General features: G+C 64.2%; 20 protein-coding genes. 10 read left to right on the forward strand and 10 right to left on the reverse strand.

Annotated features, from left to right (window positions below):
* Positions 1–92 precede the first annotated feature (92 nt).
* Positions 93–716, reverse strand: coding sequence for a DUF305 domain-containing protein (locus MTX34_RS07840; protein ID WP_243609004.1), 624 nt, complete (start codon positions 714–716; stop codon positions 93–95).
* 82 nt (positions 717–798) lie between these two features.
* Positions 799–1,191, reverse strand: coding sequence for a DUF6153 family protein (locus MTX34_RS07845; RefSeq protein WP_243609005.1), 393 nt, complete (start codon positions 1,189–1,191; stop codon positions 799–801).
* 151 nt (positions 1,192–1,342) lie between these two features.
* Here MTX34_RS07845 and MTX34_RS07850 point away from each other — a divergent pair, with 151 nt between their 5' ends.
* A complete protein-coding gene (locus MTX34_RS07850) occupies positions 1,343–2,221 on the forward strand; it encodes a universal stress protein (protein WP_243609006.1) in 879 nt (292 codons plus the stop codon).
* Complete coding sequence (locus MTX34_RS07855) at positions 2,218–4,608, forward strand: phosphoketolase (RefSeq protein WP_243609007.1); 2,391 nt, start codon at positions 2,218–2,220, stop codon at positions 4,606–4,608. Before MTX34_RS07850 ends, MTX34_RS07855 begins: the two co-directional genes overlap by 4 nt.
* A 19-nt stretch (positions 4,609–4,627) precedes the next feature.
* Here the strand turns inward: MTX34_RS07855 and MTX34_RS07860 are convergent, their stop codons facing one another.
* The 4 genes from MTX34_RS07860 to MTX34_RS07875 form a co-directional block, all read right to left on the reverse strand.
* On the reverse strand, positions 4,628–5,512 hold the full coding sequence (locus MTX34_RS07860) for a universal stress protein (protein WP_243596762.1): 885 nt from the start codon (positions 5,510–5,512) through the stop codon (positions 4,628–4,630).
* Entirely contained in the window at positions 5,509–6,351 is an 843-nt protein-coding gene (locus tag MTX34_RS07865; protein ID WP_243609008.1) for a universal stress protein, read from the reverse strand. Before MTX34_RS07865 ends, MTX34_RS07860 begins: the two co-directional genes overlap by 4 nt.
* Positions 6,352–6,458: 107 nt before the next feature.
* On the reverse strand, positions 6,459–8,168 hold the full coding sequence (locus MTX34_RS07870) for a GAF domain-containing protein (protein WP_243609009.1): 1,710 nt from the start codon (positions 8,166–8,168) through the stop codon (positions 6,459–6,461).
* Positions 8,161–8,832 carry a response regulator transcription factor gene (locus MTX34_RS07875; RefSeq protein ID WP_243596765.1) on the reverse strand — a complete coding sequence of 224 codons (672 nt, stop codon included), beginning with the start codon at positions 8,830–8,832 and terminating at the stop codon, positions 8,161–8,163. Before MTX34_RS07875 ends, MTX34_RS07870 begins: the two co-directional genes overlap by 8 nt.
* 193 nt (positions 8,833–9,025) lie before the next feature.
* Here MTX34_RS07875 and MTX34_RS07880 point away from each other — a divergent pair, with 193 nt between their 5' ends.
* The 5 genes from MTX34_RS07880 (at position 9,026) to MTX34_RS07900 (ending at position 12,611) form a co-directional block, all read left to right on the forward strand.
* Positions 9,026–9,928, forward strand: a complete 903-nt coding sequence (locus MTX34_RS07880) for a universal stress protein (RefSeq protein WP_243596766.1) — start codon at positions 9,026–9,028, stop codon at positions 9,926–9,928.
* Between the two features lie 82 nt (positions 9,929–10,010).
* A complete protein-coding gene (locus MTX34_RS07885; RefSeq protein WP_243596767.1) occupies positions 10,011–10,304 on the forward strand; it encodes a DUF4342 domain-containing protein in 294 nt (97 codons plus the stop codon).
* A 36-nt stretch (positions 10,305–10,340) separates the two neighbouring features.
* On the forward strand, positions 10,341–11,288 hold the full coding sequence (locus MTX34_RS07890; protein WP_243596768.1) for an ABC transporter ATP-binding protein: 948 nt from the start codon (positions 10,341–10,343) through the stop codon (positions 11,286–11,288).
* On the forward strand, positions 11,285–12,124 hold the full coding sequence (locus MTX34_RS07895; RefSeq protein ID WP_243596769.1) for an ABC transporter permease subunit: 840 nt from the start codon (positions 11,285–11,287) through the stop codon (positions 12,122–12,124). Before MTX34_RS07890 ends, MTX34_RS07895 begins: the two co-directional genes overlap by 4 nt.
* A gap of 7 nt (positions 12,125–12,131) precedes the next feature.
* A complete protein-coding gene (locus tag MTX34_RS07900) occupies positions 12,132–12,611 on the forward strand; it encodes a hypothetical protein (protein WP_243596770.1) in 480 nt (159 codons plus the stop codon).
* On the opposite strand, the gene MTX34_RS07905 is transcribed toward MTX34_RS07900, so the two are convergent.
* Both MTX34_RS07905 and MTX34_RS07910 read right to left on the reverse strand, forming a co-directional pair.
* Entirely contained in the window at positions 12,608–13,501 is an 894-nt protein-coding gene (locus MTX34_RS07905; protein WP_243609010.1) for an alpha/beta fold hydrolase, read from the reverse strand. The genes MTX34_RS07900 and MTX34_RS07905 overlap by 4 nt on opposite strands.
* Positions 13,502–13,518: 17 nt before the next feature.
* Positions 13,519–14,457, reverse strand: a complete 939-nt coding sequence (locus tag MTX34_RS07910) for a carbamate kinase (protein ID WP_243596772.1) — start codon at positions 14,455–14,457, stop codon at positions 13,519–13,521.
* A gap of 338 nt (positions 14,458–14,795) precedes the next feature.
* Here MTX34_RS07910 and MTX34_RS07915 point away from each other — a divergent pair, with 338 nt between their 5' ends.
* The 3 genes from MTX34_RS07915 to MTX34_RS07925 are packed head-to-tail and all read left to right on the forward strand — an operon-like array spanning position 14,796 to position 16,035.
* The gene (locus MTX34_RS07915) at positions 14,796–14,975 is read left to right on the forward strand and encodes a hypothetical protein (RefSeq protein WP_243596773.1); all 180 of its coding nucleotides are present in this window, start codon (positions 14,796–14,798) and stop codon (positions 14,973–14,975) included.
* Positions 14,963–15,520, forward strand: a complete 558-nt coding sequence (locus tag MTX34_RS07920) for a flavodoxin domain-containing protein (protein ID WP_243596774.1) — start codon at positions 14,963–14,965, stop codon at positions 15,518–15,520. Before MTX34_RS07915 ends, MTX34_RS07920 begins: the two co-directional genes overlap by 13 nt.
* Complete coding sequence (locus MTX34_RS07925; protein WP_243609011.1) at positions 15,517–16,035, forward strand: universal stress protein; 519 nt, start codon at positions 15,517–15,519, stop codon at positions 16,033–16,035. Before MTX34_RS07920 ends, MTX34_RS07925 begins: the two co-directional genes overlap by 4 nt.
* On the opposite strand, the gene MTX34_RS07930 is transcribed toward MTX34_RS07925, so the two are convergent.
* Both MTX34_RS07930 and MTX34_RS07935 read right to left on the reverse strand, forming a co-directional pair.
* Positions 16,027–16,626, reverse strand: coding sequence for a hypothetical protein (locus MTX34_RS07930; RefSeq protein WP_243596776.1), 600 nt, complete (start codon positions 16,624–16,626; stop codon positions 16,027–16,029). The genes MTX34_RS07925 and MTX34_RS07930 overlap by 9 nt on opposite strands.
* A gap of 137 nt (positions 16,627–16,763) precedes the next feature.
* Positions 16,764–17,495, reverse strand: coding sequence for a GAF and ANTAR domain-containing protein (locus tag MTX34_RS07935; protein ID WP_243596820.1), 732 nt, complete (start codon positions 17,493–17,495; stop codon positions 16,764–16,766).
* Between the last annotated feature and the right edge of the window lie 123 nt (positions 17,496–17,618).

Consider the following 17,618-nt stretch of genomic DNA (forward strand, 5'->3'; position numbering starts at 1 on the left):
CGGACCGACCTGAGGAGAGGAACTCTCCGATGTTGCAGCCTACTCGAGTGCCGCACCCCGGTCAGGGGTGCGGCACTTCACTTCGATCCGGATCAGCCGAGCAACGCCTCCATGGTCTCGATTTCCTCCTGCTGTGTGGCCGCGATCGTGCGCGCCATCTCCTGCGCGTCGGGGTTCGAGCCGTCCGCGATCTCGTTGTTCGCCATGTCGATCGCGCCCTCGTGGTGCTCGATCATCATCGTCAGCCACTGGCGGTCGAACTCGGCACCGGAGGCCGCAGCCAACGCATCCATGTCCCGCTGGGTCATCATGCCCATGCCCGAGCTGTGGTTCATTCCGCCCATCTCACCCATGTCGGACGAAGGCGCGGGCTGACCCCATTCGGCGAGCCAGGCGGTCATCCGGTCCATTTCCGGTGGCTGCGCGGCTGCGATCGCCGACGCCAACGCCACGACGTCCGAATTGTCGGTGCGGCCCTCGACCATTGCCGCCATCTCGACCGCCTGCGCATGATGCGGGTACATCATCCGAGCGAACATCACGTCCGCATCGTTGAAATCTGCCGACGCGTCGGCCTGGGTCGATGACGCCGACGAGTTCGGTGAGCCCATCGAATGGCCGTCCATCGGCATGTCGGAGCCGTCGTTGCTGCAGCCGGCGACGAGGAATACGCTCACGGTGGCGGCAGCCAGCGAAGCGACGAGAGTTGTACGCATGTGAATCTCCTTGAACAAGAGCGAAATACAGGGATCTGGGTACAGCGATCCGCCGGTGGTCGTGCGTCCACCGGTCTTCCTGTCACACTCGCAAGGTCACCGATCTGTCCAGTTCCCAGAGGGTCCACGGCGGCGCACGCTCCGAGATGGAGTCGGTGCGCCCACCGATACCGTCCTCCGACATGAACGGGTGGACGCCATCGACGCCCGTCGACGGGACCGACAGCGCAGCCCACGACACCGTGGTTCCCGCGCACGGATGCATCATCTGGTGTGCCGACGGGCAGTCGCGTTCGGCCGCCACCTGCACCGGACCCTCGTGATGGGTCACCGACGCCATGGCAGCGTGTTCGTTGCTCGCCGACGCGGTCGGTGTCACCGAGTGCATCAGCAGCACGCCGAAAATCGTCAGTGCGATCAGCAATCCGGTCGCCGAGGCGAAGCCCGGGCGACTGCATCGGATCACTGAGTGCATGTCACCGACGATAGCAAGAGATACCCCCTAGGGGTAGGTGGCGGTGACCTCCGTCCCCGACCGAAGGACTTCCGCCTCTGTCGGCCACCGTTCGATGCGGACCATGCTCGAGATGTATCTGCACACGTAAGTCAATGGACGGGAATTCACCATGAATGCATCGAGCCGAGTAGTCGTCGGAGTCGACGGGTCTGCCACATCACTCGACGCGGTCCGCTGGGCAACGCGCGAGGCTGTCCGACGCCACGCCCCACTCGAGCTGGTCACGTCCTCGCTGTTCGCGCCGGGAACCTACGGTGACGCCATCAGCCTCCGGATGGGCGCATTCACCGACCCGGACGTCGAGGCCAAGCGGGTGCTGACCGCCGCGGTCGATGTTGCGCACAAGGCCGCAGCAGGCAATTCGCTGATTCTGGACACTCGTCTCGAACACGGCTCTGCTGCAAAGAACCTGACGCATTTCGACGTCGCGCCCGCCATGATCGTCGTCGGGTCGAGGGGTCTCGGCGAGTTCACCGGTGGGCTGATCGGGTCGGTCAGTACCGCAGTTGCAACGCATGCGAAATGCCCTGTCGCAGTGATCAAATCCAACAAGTCCAGCGACGGTCCGGTCGTCGTCGGGGTGGATTGCACCCCCAACAGTCAACCCGCCATCGGCTTCGCTCTGAAGGAAGCGTCACTGCGAGGTGTCGACCTCGTCGCGGTGCACGCCTGGAGCGACCTCGAGCTCGGCAGTGTGTTGACCCGCGACGGCGTGGGTCCGTGGGTCGATTCCGAACTCGCGGAGAAGACGTCGTTGGCCGAGAGTTTGGCCGGGTGGTCCGAGGACTACCCCGACGTATCCATTCGTCGAGTGGTGTTCCAGGACAGGCCGGTTCGGGCGATGGTCCGTGAGTCCGAGACCGCCCAACTGGTGGTGGTGGGAAGCCGTGGTCGAGGTGGATTCGCGTCGATGCTTCTCGGGTCCACCTCGCGTGCGGTGCTGCATTCGGTCGATGTTCCCGTCGTCGTCGTTCCCACCGATCGATGAGCGTGGAGTCGATCGAGTCCTCCTACAACTCGGAAGAACTGGACGCCGACCTGCGTTATTGGGCTGCGGCGAACTATCTGACGGTGGCGCAGATCTATCTGCAGGACAACGTGCTGTTGCGTCGGCCACTGACGGTAGAGCACATCAAACCCCGCTTGCTCGGCCATTGGGGCACCAGCCCCGGACTGTCGATGATCTACACCCTCCTCAACCGGGTGATTCGGCGAACCCACTCGGACTGGCTGTATGTCACCGGTCCTGGTCACGGCGGCCCAGCATTGGTGGCGAACACCTACCTCGAAGGGACCTACAGCGAGATCTACCCGGACATCTCGCTCGACAACGACGGCGTCCAGCGGCTGTGTCGTCAATTCTCCACTCCTGGCGGCATTCCGAGCCACGTCAGCGTCCAGACGCCCGGCAGCATTCACGAGGGCGGCGAGCTGGGGTACGCCCTCGTCCACGCCGCCGGTGCAGCGTTCGACAATCCCGATCTGATCGTCGCCTGTGTCGTCGGGGACGGTGAGGCCGAAACCGGCCCCCTGTCCGGTTCGTGGAAGATCCCGGCATTTCTCAATCCGATTCGCGACGGGGCCGTGTTGCCCATCCTCCATCTGAACGACGGAAAGATTTCCGGACCGACGGTTCTCGGACGCAGCACCGACCAATCGATAGCGGACTACCTGAGCGGTCAGGGGTGGGCACCACTGTTCGTCGAAGGCGATGACCCACGAGAAGTGTTCCCGGCTCTCGAAAGAGCCCTCACCCGCGCCCACGATGCAATCGAGCGAATCCAGCACGCCGCCCGCAACGGCGAACCACACCACGACATCGAATGGCCCGCCATCGTTCTACGTACTCCCAAGGGCTGGACCGGACCCCACGAGGTGGACGGCAAGCTCATCGAGGGCACTCACTGGGCGCATCAGGTTCCGCTCTCCGGTGTCCGCGAGAACCCCGCGCATCTGGCTCTGCTCGAGAAGTGGCTGCTCTCCTACGACCCGAGATCGCTGTTCGACGACGAGGGTGCCCCGGTGGCGGACGTTCGCGAGCTGGCTCCGTCCGGCGACGAACGGCTCGGTGCCACTCCGCACGCCAACGGCGGACTGCTTCTGCAGCCCTTGGTTATTCGCGATCTCGAGAACTACGCGCTCATAGTCGAATCCCCGGGTCGCACGTCGCACGAGACGACGACCGCACTCGGGGAGATGATGCGCGATATCTACCTCGACAACGCCCAGCCCCACGGCGGCGGCAACTTCCGTCTGTTCTGCCCCGACGAAACTGCGAGCAACCGCCTGCAGGCCGTGTTCGAGGCCACCGACAGATGCTGGCAGCTGCCGACCACCGAGTTCGACGACAACCTCGGCCCCGACGGCCGCGTGATGGAGGTGCTCAGCGAGCATCTGTGCGAGGGCTGGCTGGAGGCGTATCTCCTGTCGGGTCGACACGGTCTGTTCGCGAGCTACGAGGCTTTCGCGATGGTGAGCGTGTCGATGCTGATCCAGCACACCAAGTGGCTTCAGCACGCGGCCACACTCGCATGGCGGGCACCGGTGGCATCGCTCAATGTGCTGCTCACGAGCACGTGTTGGCGCAACGATCACAACGGGTTCAGCCATCAGGGTCCCGGACTGATCGACGCCGTGATCCCGCTGGCACCGGATGTGGTGCGCGTGTGGCTGCCACCGGACTCCAATACCCTGCTCGCCGTTGCCGATCATTGCTTCCGCAGTCGAGGTCACGTCAACGTTCTGGTGGTGGACAAGCAGAGTCACCCGCAGTACCTGACGCTTCCCGAGGCACGCGCGCATGCTGCGGCGGGTGCGTCCCGTTGGGACTGGGCCGGCACCGAGGAGGTCGATACCGAGGAGGATCCCCAGATCGTGCTGGCGTGCGCCGGCGACGTACCGACCGAGGAAACCCTCGCTGCCGCAGAGTTGTTGCGTACGTGGACTCCCGAACTCAGGGTTCGCGTCGTCAACGTCATCGATCTGATGGCGCTACTCCCCGTCGTCGATCATCCGCACGGATTCTCCGACGAGCAGTTCGTGGATCTGTTCACCGCATCGGTCGATGTGGTCTTTGCGTTCCACGGTTATCCCCGTGCGGTACACCAATTGGTGCACGGCCGACCGGCCGCCCAGCGATTCCACGTTCGCGGATTCATCGAACAGGGCACTACGACAACACCGTTCGACATGGTGGTGCTCAACAAGATCAGCCGCTACCACCTCGCGCTCGCAGCACTCGACCGAGCGCAGAACGCGCCCGCCGGAACCGAGCGACTGCGGCAGCACTGCCAGGACCAACTCACACGCCACGACGCCTACATACGAGAGTATTTCGAGGACCTCCCGGAGATTCGGCAGTGGCGGTGGTCGTGACTGCCGAATCCCTGGAGAGCTACCCGCGGGCGATGATCAGCGGGCAGTCGACGCGGTGGGCCAGCGAACGGACGGTGGATCCGAGAAGTCGGTCGCTGAAACCGTTGCGGCCGCTCGAACCGACGACGACGGCCTGCGCGCGCGATGCCGCCTCCAGAATCTTCTCGACCACGTTGCCGCGCAACACTGTTTGCTGTACCTCCACATCCGGGTATTGCTCGCTCCAGCCGGACATGCTCTCTGCCAGGATGGTTCGGCCGTTCGATACGATCGCGTCGGATCTGTCGGTCACGGAAGCGTCGGGCGACGAGACGAGTTCGTCCGTCGACACGTGGACTGCAACCAATCCTGTTCCCCGCAGTGAGGCTTCTTCGAATGCCAACCGAACGGCATTCTGGTTGTGCGCCGACACGTCGACTCCGAGGACGACCGGGCCTCGCGAAGAATGCACCTCCACGCTTCCCGGCACAATGGCCACCGGGCAGTGCGCTTGCACGGCCACTGCTGTGCTGACCGAGCCGAGCAGTTCGGCGAAGTATTCGCCGTTACCGCGCGAGCCCACCACCATCATCGAGGCACTGGAGGACTGCTCCAGCATGGCCTGAATCGTCGGCCCCACAATCGGTTCGACGATGATCGGCAATGCATCCGGGTCTTCGACAGATCGGCGGGCAACCAGCGCTGCCGAGGCCAGAATGGACTCTGCGGCCGCATGCTCTTCCGAGCCGATGTGGGACGGAAGTGCGACGAAGCTGGTGTACAGGGCCTTGACTTGATACGCGGACACCAGCTTCAGGGGTACGCCGCGCAGCTCCGCCGCACGCGCGGCCCAGCCGACTGCGTCGAGCGACGAGCCGGAGCCGTCGACACCGACGACGATCGGAGACCGCCTCGAGGTACTCATGCGTGCGGGACGACGAGGACGGGGCAATGGGCATGCCGCAGTACGGCGGTCAACGTTCGTCCTGGCACTCGGTCTCGCTCGTGACCCATCACCATCAGTTGCGCGGTCTCGGAGATGGCGACCAGCTCCGATCCCGAGTCCGCCTCGGCGTACACCGACGCCACGCGAATGCCCGGGTAGTTCGCACCGAAGGGTTCGAGCCGAACGTCCATGGCCGATTCGGGGTGTAGCCCGTCGACCGGGCCACTGAGAGCAGACGCGAGGATGGACGACACAGCCTGTGCATGCACGGCCAATACGCTGGTCTCTCGGATCGACGCCTCGTCGAATGCCTGAGCCACAACCACGTCGGTGGCCGACACGTCGACATCACCGAGCGCTGCGACTATCGGGCCGCCCCGTTCGGCGTCGAAGTGCCGGACGATCGCCACGGGATGGGGCGATGCTTCCACCACTGCACCGACCATCGACCCCAGAACCCAGGCGGCCACTGCACTGCCGGTCGTGGTCCCCAGCACGAGCAGCGACGCGGATCCTGCTTCCGTCGACATCACCGATTCGGGCCGACCCTGCAGAACGACCGATTCCACGGCAACCGCCGGATCGATCGCTGTGGCCGCATCCGCTGCGCGACTCAACGCCGCGCGGGCGTAGTCGCCGTCGACATCCGGAGCGCCGTAGACGGTTTCGGGATCGGCGTGTCCGTCGATCACATGGATCAAACGAAGTGACGTGCCCCGCCCGCGTGCCTCCTGTACGGCGAACCGGACCGCATCGAGTGCGGTCTCCGATCCGTCGATACCGACCACGACCGGTCCGGTGGATAGTGAAGTGTTCATCAGATGCCTCTCGATGGTGCGCGTCTACTACGAGAACGCTACGAGCGCAACCGCCGTGGACGCAGCAGTCGGAGGTCATCGGAACAAGTGACCAAGGTCGTCCGCCGTCAGGGCAGCGGAACCGTCCAGATCAGCTCGGTGCCGCCGGTGTCGGTCGCGGCCCGCAGGAGCATCGAGCCGCCGCAGTCGACTGCCCGCGCCTCGAGATTTGCCAGCCCACTGCGAGTGATGTTCTCGTCCAACCCGATTCCGTCGTCGGACACCTCGATGCGGACATCGTCCCCCACCGCGAGCGTGACGTTGACGGTCTCGGCCCGAGCGTGATGCACCACGTTGCTCACTGCTTCTCGAATGACGGCGACGGCATGGTCGGCCAGGGAGCTGTCGATGACCGACAGGGGTCCGAACATGCGGACCACTGCACGAATGGGGACGCTCTCGGTGAGTTCGAGGACTGCGCCGTTGACTCGCTGCCGGAGACGAGTGGTCGAATGTGTGGCGCTCTGCAGGTCGAAGATCGTCGTGCGGATGTCCTGGACGGTGTCCTGCAAATCGTCGATGGTGCGAGCAAGACGTAGACGAATGTCGTCGAGGTCCGTCTTCTGCACCGTGCTCTGCAACGACAGCCCTGCTGCGAAGATCCGTTGGATGACGTGATCGTGGAGGTCCCGCGCGATTCGGTCACGATCCGCGAGAACGTCGAGTTCGTGCATTCGTCTTGTGGTGTCGGCCATCTGCATGACCAGCGCTGCTTGATCGGCGAAGCTGGACATGAGATCGAGTTGAGAGTCGTTGAACGCCGGCGCTCCCTTGCGACGCAATGTCACCAGAACCCCGCGTACGCCGTCGGCAACGCGCAGCGGTGAGATCAGGGCCGGGCCGAACGTGTCCTCGACGTGCGCATTGGGTCGATAGTCCAGCTTCTCTTTGCGGGTTGCGGTCCGAAGGCGATATGCCGCACCGGAACTCGATCCCTCGATCGGGATGAGCGAACCCACGAGAGTATCCGCGTCGTACCCCTCGGCGACCGAAATGTTCAATCGGGAGACGACATCGGCATGCTGGTCCGCGTCGGCGGGAACGGCGATGAACGCAGTGTCGGCCCCGGTAAGGTGCACGGCTCGTCTCGACACCATGTGGAGAACTTCGTCGATATCGCTCCCGGCCAGCAGCTCGGTGCCGATGTCCCGCATCGCTTCCATCCACGATTGACGGATCCGTGACTCCTCGTACAGATGCGCGTTCTCGATCGCGATGCCGGCAGCCGATGCGAGCGCCCGCGTGACCACCTCGTCGTCTTCGGTGAACTGTGCTCCGTTCTTCTTCTCGGTCAGGTACAGATTTCCGAACACCTCGTCACGCACCCGAATAGGCACGCCGAGAAACGATTTCATCGGCGGATGGTTCGGTGGGAAGCCCACCGCCTCGGGGTGTGCCGAGAGGTCGTCGAGTCGCAGTACGTGCGGTTGGTCGATCAGCAGACCCAGAACACCTCGGCCGGTGGGGAGGTGGCCGATGGCATCGCGCACGTCGTCGTCCATCCCGTGATGGATGAACGCCTTCAGATCGTGTCCGTCGCCGCGAACACCGAGCGCCCCGTATCGAGCGCCGACGAGGTTGACCGCCGACTCGACGATCGACCGCAACGTCACTTCCAGGTCGAGGCCGGAGGTGATGACGAACATCGCGTCGAGCAGGCCGTCCGCCTGCACGCGTGCATCCGCGATGCGCCCGATGCGGTCCTGCACCTCTGCCAGTAGTTCTCCGAGTCGGAGTTGCGGTAGCCCGGACGCGTTGTCTCCGTGCCGATCATCCATCCGACAGTCCCGGTTGCGTGTCCGTTCTGGGGTGCGTATCGGCCAATCTCGACGCGTACACCGCGGCCTGGGTGCGACGTTCCATCCCGAGCTTGGCGAGCAACCTCGACACGTAGTTCTTCACGGTCTTCTCTGCCAAGAACATTCGCGACGCGATCTGTCGGTTCGTCAGTCCCTCCCCCAGGAGATCGAGCAAGGTGCGTTCCTGCCCGGTGAGGTGGTCGATCGGCCCGGGAGCGGCCGTGCCCGCCCGCAGCTTGTCCATCAGGGCTGCTGCTGCGCGATTGTCCAACAGCGACCTCCCCGAACCGACATCCTTGATCGCACGGGTCAACTCCATACCGGTGATGTCCTTGACGACGTACCCGCTCGCACCGGCGAGGATCGCGTCGAGCATGGCTTGGTCCTCGGTGAACGAGGTCAGCATCATGCATTTGAGATCGGGAAGTCGGTCGAGCAGTTCGCGGCAGAGTTCGATGCCGTTGCCGTCCGGCAGTCGCACATCGAGAACCGCGACGTCCGGCCTCAGGGCGGGGATCCGTGCCAGTGCCTGTGCGCAACTTCCGGCTTCACCGATGACGGACAGCTCGGCATCGGAATCGACGAGATCGATCAGACCTCGACGCACGATCTCGTGATCGTCGACCAAAAATACTGTGACCACGTCCAGCCCCTCACCCGCGTCCTCGGTGGGCGCTTCTCCCCCAACACTACGGACCGGCAGGCGCGGGAGCTTCACCTTTGGTCATCGAAAGTGGAGACGAAAGTCCCTGACGTCGGTGTAGTTGTCCTGGCGCGGGCATGCCGGGCCCGAGCGTCTGATGGAGGCCTGACACCACCACGAAGGGAACCATCGGATGGGCATATTCCACACCGTCGTCGGAGTCGACGGCTCCGCAGCGTCGATGGACGCCGTCCGGTGGGCCGTGCTCGATGCCGAACTGCACGGCTCCGATCTGACGATCGTCTCTGCCGTCCCCACGGTTCTCACCGGCCTCGATGCTCTACCGGAACAGACTTCCGCGCATCTGAGGTTCGAGACGAATCGCATTCTGGACGAGGCGATGTCGATAGCCCGGCCCACAGGGTCGGCGGTGTCCGCCATCGCCGTCGATGCAGTGCTGTCGGACCGGCCCGCCGCTGCCATCCTGCTCGAGATGTCCGAGACGGCTCGGATGGTCGTCATCGGGACGCGCGGACTCGGTGCCGCACAGCGCACCTCGTTGGGTTCGGTCAGCGTGGCATTGAGTACGCACTCGCACTGCCCGGTCACGGTCGTACATGCGTGGCCGACGGGTGGCTACACGCAGTCCGAAGCGGTTGTGGTCGGCGTCGACGGGACCTCGGCCGCGACGGCTGCGGTGGAGCTGGCGTTCGAAGAGGCCGACGTGCGGGGCGCACCGCTCACGGCTGTGCACGCATGGGCTGATTCCGATCTGTCCATAGGGATGTCGGTTCCCGGTCTCGAGTGGGCGGTCCATCGGCCCGAAGCCGATGACGTATTGGCCAGTGCCCTGGACGATTGCGCACAGCGGCACCCGACAGTGCCACTACGACACGTCACTGTCAGAGACCGTCCGGCTCACGCGCTGCTCGACCACGCGCAGGGTGCTCAACTGCTGGTACTCGGCAGTCACGGTCGCGGCGGATTCGCCGGAATGATGCTCGGTTCGACCAGCCGATCGGTGGTGGCACGCGCATCGTGTCCGGTCACCGTCGTGCCCAGTGCAGCACGGATCGGAACGACCGCACGCTCGTGAAGGAGTGCGTATTACCCCTTTGCCGCCGAGTGTGGGTCCAAAGGCTCTACGCGGGCGGAGGCGCACGCAGCACGCTGTGTTCATGAACGATTCGAGCAACACCGGCTTCACCCCATCTGCCCCCACGATCGACACACTCCAGGTCAGCGGCACGAAGTTGACCGAATCGGTCAAGAAGTTGCTGCACGACGGCAACATTCGGCGAATCGTGGTCAAGAACGACCAGGGTCACACGATCGTCGAGATACCGGTGACTGCGGGGGTTGCCGTCGCGATCGTCGCACCCGTTCTGGTCGCCGTGGCCGCGATCGCTGCAGTGGTCGACGACTGCACCATCGAGGTCCACCGCATCGACGAGCGCGTGCCCACGGCCTGATTCCGCGCGAACCACGTGACACCCGAGGACATGAACATGCCTTATCCGATCGAAGTACGCGGACTGAGCAAGAGCTACGGCGACAAACTAGTCATCGACGATCTGACGTTCGTCGTCGAACCCGGCACCGTCACCGGCTTTCTCGGACCGAACGGATCGGGTAAGTCCACCACGATGAGGTTGATCGTCGGTCTGGACCGCCCCAGCGGCGGCACCGCGCTGATCGGGGGCGTCGAGTATGCCCAGTTGAGCAAACCTCTGCTCACCGTGGGAACTCTCCTGGACTCCGAGGCCGTCCACCCGGGGAGATCGGCATACAACCATCTTCTGTATCTGGCTCGGACGCAGCGCATTCCAGTGTCTCGCATCACCGAAGTCCTGGAACTTGTCGGGCTGCTCGACGTCAGCGGCGAACGTACCGGATCTTTCTCGCTCGGCATGAGGAAGCGACTCGGGATTGCCGCAGCACTGCTCGGCGACCCGGCGGTGCTGATCTTGGACGAGCCGATCAACGGGTTGGATCCGGACGGCATCTACTGGATGCGCAACCTCATGAAGAACCTGGCGAGCGAGGGGCGAACGGTCTTCGTCTCCAGCCACCTGATGGGTGAGATGGCTCAGACTGCAGACCATCTCATCGTCATCGATCACGGCCGACTGATCGCAGAATGCACTCCCGCTGAGCTGATTGCCCGCAGCAGTCGAGCGACCGTGCTGGTGTCGTCATCCGATGCGACGAGTCTCGCCGCTCTGATCGCTGCGGCCGGGGGTTCCAGCGATGCCCTCGGTCATGACGAACTCACCGTCCATGATCTGTCTGCGCACCAGGTCGGGGAGCTCGCCCACCAGCAGCACATCGCGATCTATCAGCTGACCCCGCAAGAGGCATCGCTGGAAGAAGCGTTCATGACCCTCACCCACCTCGACGACGTCGAACACGACCGTCCCCTCGTCACCCACTCTCTCGGACAGGCGACGACATGAGCATCACCGCACAGCCCATCGCATCGGCACCTCGCGAGCGCGAACACCACCGCACCGACGTTGTCGGACTGGTGACATCGGAGTGGACGAAGCTGATCTCGCTGCGTTCGACGATCTGGTCGCTGACCGCGTTGGTGATCGTCACGGTGGGCTTCACCGGATTCTTCACCTGGTTCACGGTCGCCTACTGGGACAACGTGGATCCGGCGTCACAGCTCCAGATCGTCACCGACCCCGCGCGGCAGATCCTCGGTGCAGGGTTCCAGCTCGGCCAGCTGGCGGTGTGTGTCCTCGGAGTCCTGCTGGTCACGAGCGAATACGCGAGCGGCACGATCAGGGCCAGCCTGCTGGCGGTCCCCTCACGAATACCGATGTTGGCCGCCAAGACCGGCGTGTTCATGGCCGTCGTGTTCGTCATCGGTGAGATCACGGCATTTCCCACGTTCTTCCTCGGGTCGGCCATCATGGATTCACGTGCCTCGGTGACGCTGAGTGATCCCGGCGTGCTGCGAGCGGTGATCGGTGCCGGTCTTTACCTTGCTCTGCTCGGTGCCATGGCAGTCGCCGTCGGTGCCATCGTCCGGCACACGGCAGGAGCCATCACGGGCGTGATCGGGTTCGTCCTGGTGCTCGCTCCGCTGACCCAGCTCATCCCGGGCACCGTCGGCCGACACATCGCGGCGTACCTGCCCTCGCAGGCCGGCAGCCTCATCGCCTCACCCCGACAGGCTCCCAGTGGCTTGCTCACTCCCTGGCAGGGTTTCGGGGTTGCAGCACTGTGGACGGTGCTGCTGCTCGCACTCGCCGCGTGGCTCCTTCGCCGACGCGATGCGTGACGCCGGAATGAACGAGCTCGCTGAGTCTGCCGGTGGTGCAGGACTCATCGCATTCCATGTCCTCGCTTCGATACCCCTACGCCGGTGGCGCACTACGTGGGGCGCGACGCCAGCCGAGGTCGAAGAAACACTGCCCGGTGACGAGAACGTGCCGCACCCTGCGTGGGCATACACCCACGCGATCGATGTCGATGCGACGCCGGATCGGGTGTGGCCATGGTTGATTCAGATCGGACAACAGCGTGCAGGCTTCTACAGCTACCGCGGACTGGAGAACATGGTCGGATGCAACATCACCTCGGCGACGGGACTCGACCCTCGGTTCCAGACCCTCGCGGTCGGCGACTCCGTGCTCCTGCATCCGCAGTCACCACCGCTGACGGTGACCATGGTCGACGATGGGAGGGCCTTCGTGTTGCTGGGCGCAGACCCCGACTCGGCCGACCGAGCACTGTGGTCGTTTCACTTGCGCGCCCTGCATATCTAGCCCCGAGGCAACACCGCACCCAGACTCCGTAGGTCGTCCAGGATGGCGGAAACCCGACTCATCAGGGAAATGTGTCCCTCGCCGTCGATCAGGTGCGCCTGCGCTCCTGCGACGTTGGCCGCAAGCCACCTCGCGTGCGCGAACGGCACCATCGTGTCCAGGCTCCCCTGCCAGATCGACACCGGCGTAGTGATGGCACGCAAGTCGAAACCCCATGGGCGCGTGTGAGTCAGGTCGTCGTCACGCCAGCCTACGATGCCTTGACGGCCGGCCGCGTTGACCGATGCAGCGAGGTAGTCTGTGAGCTCCTCCGTCAGCGCGGCGCGGTCGACAGGCGGAGCCAATGCTCCCAATCCTGCCGCCACTTGATCCGGGGTGACACCGAAGAAGCCCTTTCTGACGTCGAGGAACGACTCCAATGCCTCGACCCCGGCGAAGACCGCCGTGTATTCGTCGATGTTCTCCTCGGCCATTCCGTCGCGAATGTCACCGTCGTACTCGGCGGCGGGAGCGATCCCGACGCAGCATGCAGCCAGGCATCGCCCGGGCAGCAGTGCCGCACAGGCCAATGCGCGCGGTCCGCCACCCGACCAGCCGATTGTGAGAAATTCTCCGATACCCAAGTGGTCCAACACTGTTGCGGTATCGGCGGCGTCGTCGGCAACCTGAGCCGTGGTGGCACCGTCCTGGCGCGGCGTCGACGCTCCGTACCCCGGCCGTGAATAGGAGACGACCCTCAATCCCTGTGCCGCCGCGGCACGTTCGAGAGTCGGGAAGGCCACCGCACCTTGTGGCGTGCCGTGGTGGTAAACCAGGGGAAATGCGTCCGCAGGGCCGGTATCGAGCACTTCGAGAGTGCGGCGATCTGCCGTCTGGACGAGGACGGCCATCTGTGTTCCCTTGTGGCTCATATGGCCCGCCGCCCAGCTGCGATATCGTCGGCTCGACGGTCGATAATCCTTGTGCCCGAAATCCCGTCGAGCACGTTCTGCGCATCGTCGAGCGCACCGACGGATGCCGAATGCCCACTCGCCCAGGCGAAGGTACTGCAGGCCTGCACTTTCGGGCTCATCGACCCGGCCGCGAACGCGGCGGGATCGAGTTCGTCGACATAGACGGTGCCCAACGGCTCCGCCTGCGCGGTGCCGAAGTGGTCGACGACAGCGGGCACATCGGTGAGGATCAGCAGCCGATCGGCGGCGCAATCGAGGGCGATCAGCGTTGCAGTCAGGTCCTTGTCGATGACCGCGTCGACCCCGTCGAGTTGACCACTCGCTGCCTCGACGACAGGGGCACCGCCTCCGCAGATCACGATAGAGCCGGCGTGGACCAAACGCGTGATCGAGTCCTGCTCGATCACGCGAATCGGGCTGGGCGACGGTACTGTTCGACGCCACCCGGTGCCGTCGGGAGCGATGGACCAACCGTACTCGTCCACTGCGGAGCGGGCGTCGGACTCCGGGTAGACGGCTCCGACGAACGTGGTCGGATCGGAGAACGCAACATCGTCCGGATCCACGAGTACCTGCGTGGTCAGGTTGACGATCGGTTTCACGATGCCCGCATTGCGCAATGCCTGCGACAGCCAGTAACCGATCATGCCCTGACTCTGAGCTCCGACTGCATCCAGCGGGTAAGGGCGCACCAGTGCCGCGTGCGAGCTGCTCTCCCGCTCGAGGGGCCCCACCTGAGGTCCGTTACCGAAGCAGATGACGACCTCGTGTTCGCGAACGATAGGTGCGAGAGCAATTGCCGCCGAACGAACATGCGCGAGTAGTCCGGCGGTGTCGGAGCGCTCGTCGCAACCGAGCAACGCATTTCCGCCGACGGCAATGACGATGCGCATGTCAGCTACCCACTGCCGCGACGAGATCTATGCGAGTGATGTGAATCAGGTCCATGGTCAACAGGTCTCCTCGTAGCCGGGTGCGGCAGACTGTCGAATCTGCGCACCTCACCAGCGTGCGTGTTGCGACTGACCCCGAGACACGGTCGGATGCCCCCGCACCACTGCCGAAGGTCCTTTTCTACGAATTCGAGTGGAGGGCGTTCGGAGTCGATGCCGTCGACCCGACATGTCGATCACCTTCGGCCGTTCCTGTGGGTCGTAAGTCCCTACTCGGCGGCGGTCCCGCAGCGCAGAGTGATCATCGAGCAGTCTCCCTCCACGACAAGGACCCCGGCATGATTCTCGTTCCTTCGCTCGGCAGTGCCGGACCCAACACGTTGGAAGAGCTGTTCGCCGCGCGATATGCGCGCGGCGACATGGATCGAGTGCAGTACCTGACCCGGATGGACGGTCTTGCAACGCGATTCAACCGAACCCGAACCAACACTGACAGGACGTCGACATGCGAATCCTGATCGCAACAGCAAGCCGCCACGGTGCCACCCGAGAGATCGGACAGTGGCTGGGCGCATCGATTCTGCGCGAAATGTCCACCGACGACAGCACGACGACAGTGGACGTGCGTGATGCCCGCGACGTGGACAGCATCGCCGAGTACGACGCCGCGATCATCGGCAGCGGCGTCTACATGGGCCGATGGCTTCGAGACGCACGTTCGCTGATTGCCAGGGAACAGGCCGAACTGGAGAGCATGCCGGTGTGGCTGTTCTCGAGCGGTCCGGTGGACGGCAGTACCCCGGCCAAAACTCAACCGAAGGAGACGAAGGCCGACTGGGCAATCGAGCATCGCGTGTTCGGAGGCAAACTGGACCGCGCCGGGTTGTCACGCTTCGAGCGTGCGGTCGTTCGGCTGATCAATGTCTCCGATGGTGACAGCAGGTCACGAGCAGAGGTTTTGGCATGGGCGGTAGTCATTTCCTCTCGGCTCACACTTTCGGCCCCCAATGCACCCGAGGCATCTCGACCGGATTCGACACCGAGGACAAGTGAGCGTTCATGATGGACACGAACTCGACCGGCCGCCCCATCGTGGTGGGAGTCGACGGATCGCCCTCGTCGATCCTCGCCCTGCAACGTGCGCAGCAATTGGCCACTGCATTGTCGACCACGGTGGATGCAATCCATGTCTGGCAGTACCAGCCGTACATGGACACCGGTTATGTCGTCGAGGTCGAGCCTGCGAAAAACGCAGGGAAGGTACTCGCCGAGGCTACGGCTGCTGCATTCGGAACCGACCTCCCGGCAGGTCTGAAACAGGTTGCGAGACAGGGTTCGGCGGCGAAGGTCCTGCGCGACGCCAGCCAGAACGCCGAGATTCTCGTCGTCGGAAGTCGCGGTCACGGCGGCTTCGTCGGACTGCTCCTCGGTTCTATCAGCTCGCAATGCGCCGAACATGCCCACTGCCCGGTGCTCGTGGTTCATTCGAGGGATCATCTCCAGCCCGGGCACCACCGGGGCGATTCCATCGCATCGAGTCTCTCGACGACATGGGCGGGCCCGAAAAACTCACGGTAGCCGAGGCGGGAACCAACCGCGGGCGTCCCGCAGGGTGCGTCCGGCCTCGTCGACGGTCGACCGGTTCGAGTGCTCGGCGAGTCTGCCCAATTCGGAACGCGCTTCGGTAACCGTGCGGCCACTCGCGACGAGAACTCCGATTGCTTGATTCACCTCGCTGATATCGGCGAGAGTAGGCGGGTCGGCCGGCTGGAGGGCCGTTCCACCGCCGCGGACCAGATGTCGATCCAATACAGCCGCGCCCTCGGCCAGCCCCAATGCGGAGCCGACGTCGGCTGCGAAGTCGACGAGCGCACCGGAGGTACCGGACAGAATGAGCAGCTGCTTGGCTGTGCGGGAATCAGCAAGGCCGGCGAGGGTGACTTCGAGCGAGGAGGCAACGGCTCCCTGGTGTGGAGAGCTCGTCGATGCCGAGACTTCGAAGCGTTCACCGTCGACGGTCACTGTCAGGCTGATCGAAACCACTGACGGGACAGCCACATCGATGTCGGCCGCCAAGTGCCCGGCCATACGCGCGAGATCGACGGTCGAGCAATCCAGTGATTCGGTCAGCGTCGCGAGATCTTCGATCAATCGAGGCTGAAGTTTCATCGATAATCCAGGTGCGGCCCGACCGCCGATTCGATTCTTCCGGTACACCCGCAGCGTAGCGCTGGGGTCGAAGTGCAGGCGCGAGGAAAAGTCGGACTCGATGCCTCTGACGCACCCGCATGCTCAACGCTACGCCTCTACGTACGCCGGCGGGTTCGCGCGGTCTTCATCGCTTCTCCCACCATGGCCTCCGCGACCACGGCGACCTTCCTGTGCTCGCTCTGGCTCAGCGATCGGAGCTTGTCGTATCCCTCGGCGCCGGTGCACCCGGTTCGACTGATCAGCACCCCGATGGCCTGGTCGATCACCGCGCGACTGTTCAGCGCCTTCTCCAGTTGCTCGGTGAGCCGGGCAGCACCGGCCAACGCGCGCGCGTTCTGTACCGAGATAGCAGCCGGTACCGAGAAGAGTTCGCCCAACTCCGCAGCGCGAGCATCGAACGCATCAGGCCTGTGCGCGTAGACATTCATCGCACCGAGCACGTCGCCTGCGGTGACGAGCGGTAGGGACAACACGCTGTGCACGCCCAACCGGCCGACCTTCGGACCGAATTCCGGCCATCGCGGGTCGGTTTCGAGCGAACCGGATAGAACGGTGATGCCCTGTGCCGCCGCGGTGATGCAGGGGCCCTCGCCCAGCGTGTATTGGATGTCGTCGACGACACGAACGAAATCTGCACTCGCGACAATCGTGTCGGGCCGCCCCGGATGCAGCAGCGTCAAGCCGGCACCATCCGCGCCGGGAATCGCCCTGACCGCAAATTCCGCCACGTGCGAGAGAGTGTCGGACAGCGACAGATCGGTCATCGCCAATGTGCCGAGATCGGCGAGGCTCGACCTGAGGTCGTCTTCGTGCTCCTCGGAGTCCATCACTGCTCACTTCGTTGCGGGCACGCATACCTTTCGGGTACGCGCCTGCCCACCACGAACCCTACGGCCTCACCACAGGCACATGGTTCGATCGAGGGAACATAGACGTCAGCGCACAGGTGC

Origin of the sequence: Rhodococcus sp. ARC_M5 (assembly GCF_022810405.1) — a bacterium.
GTDB lineage: Bacteria > Actinomycetota > Actinomycetes > Mycobacteriales > Mycobacteriaceae > Rhodococcoides > Rhodococcoides navarretei.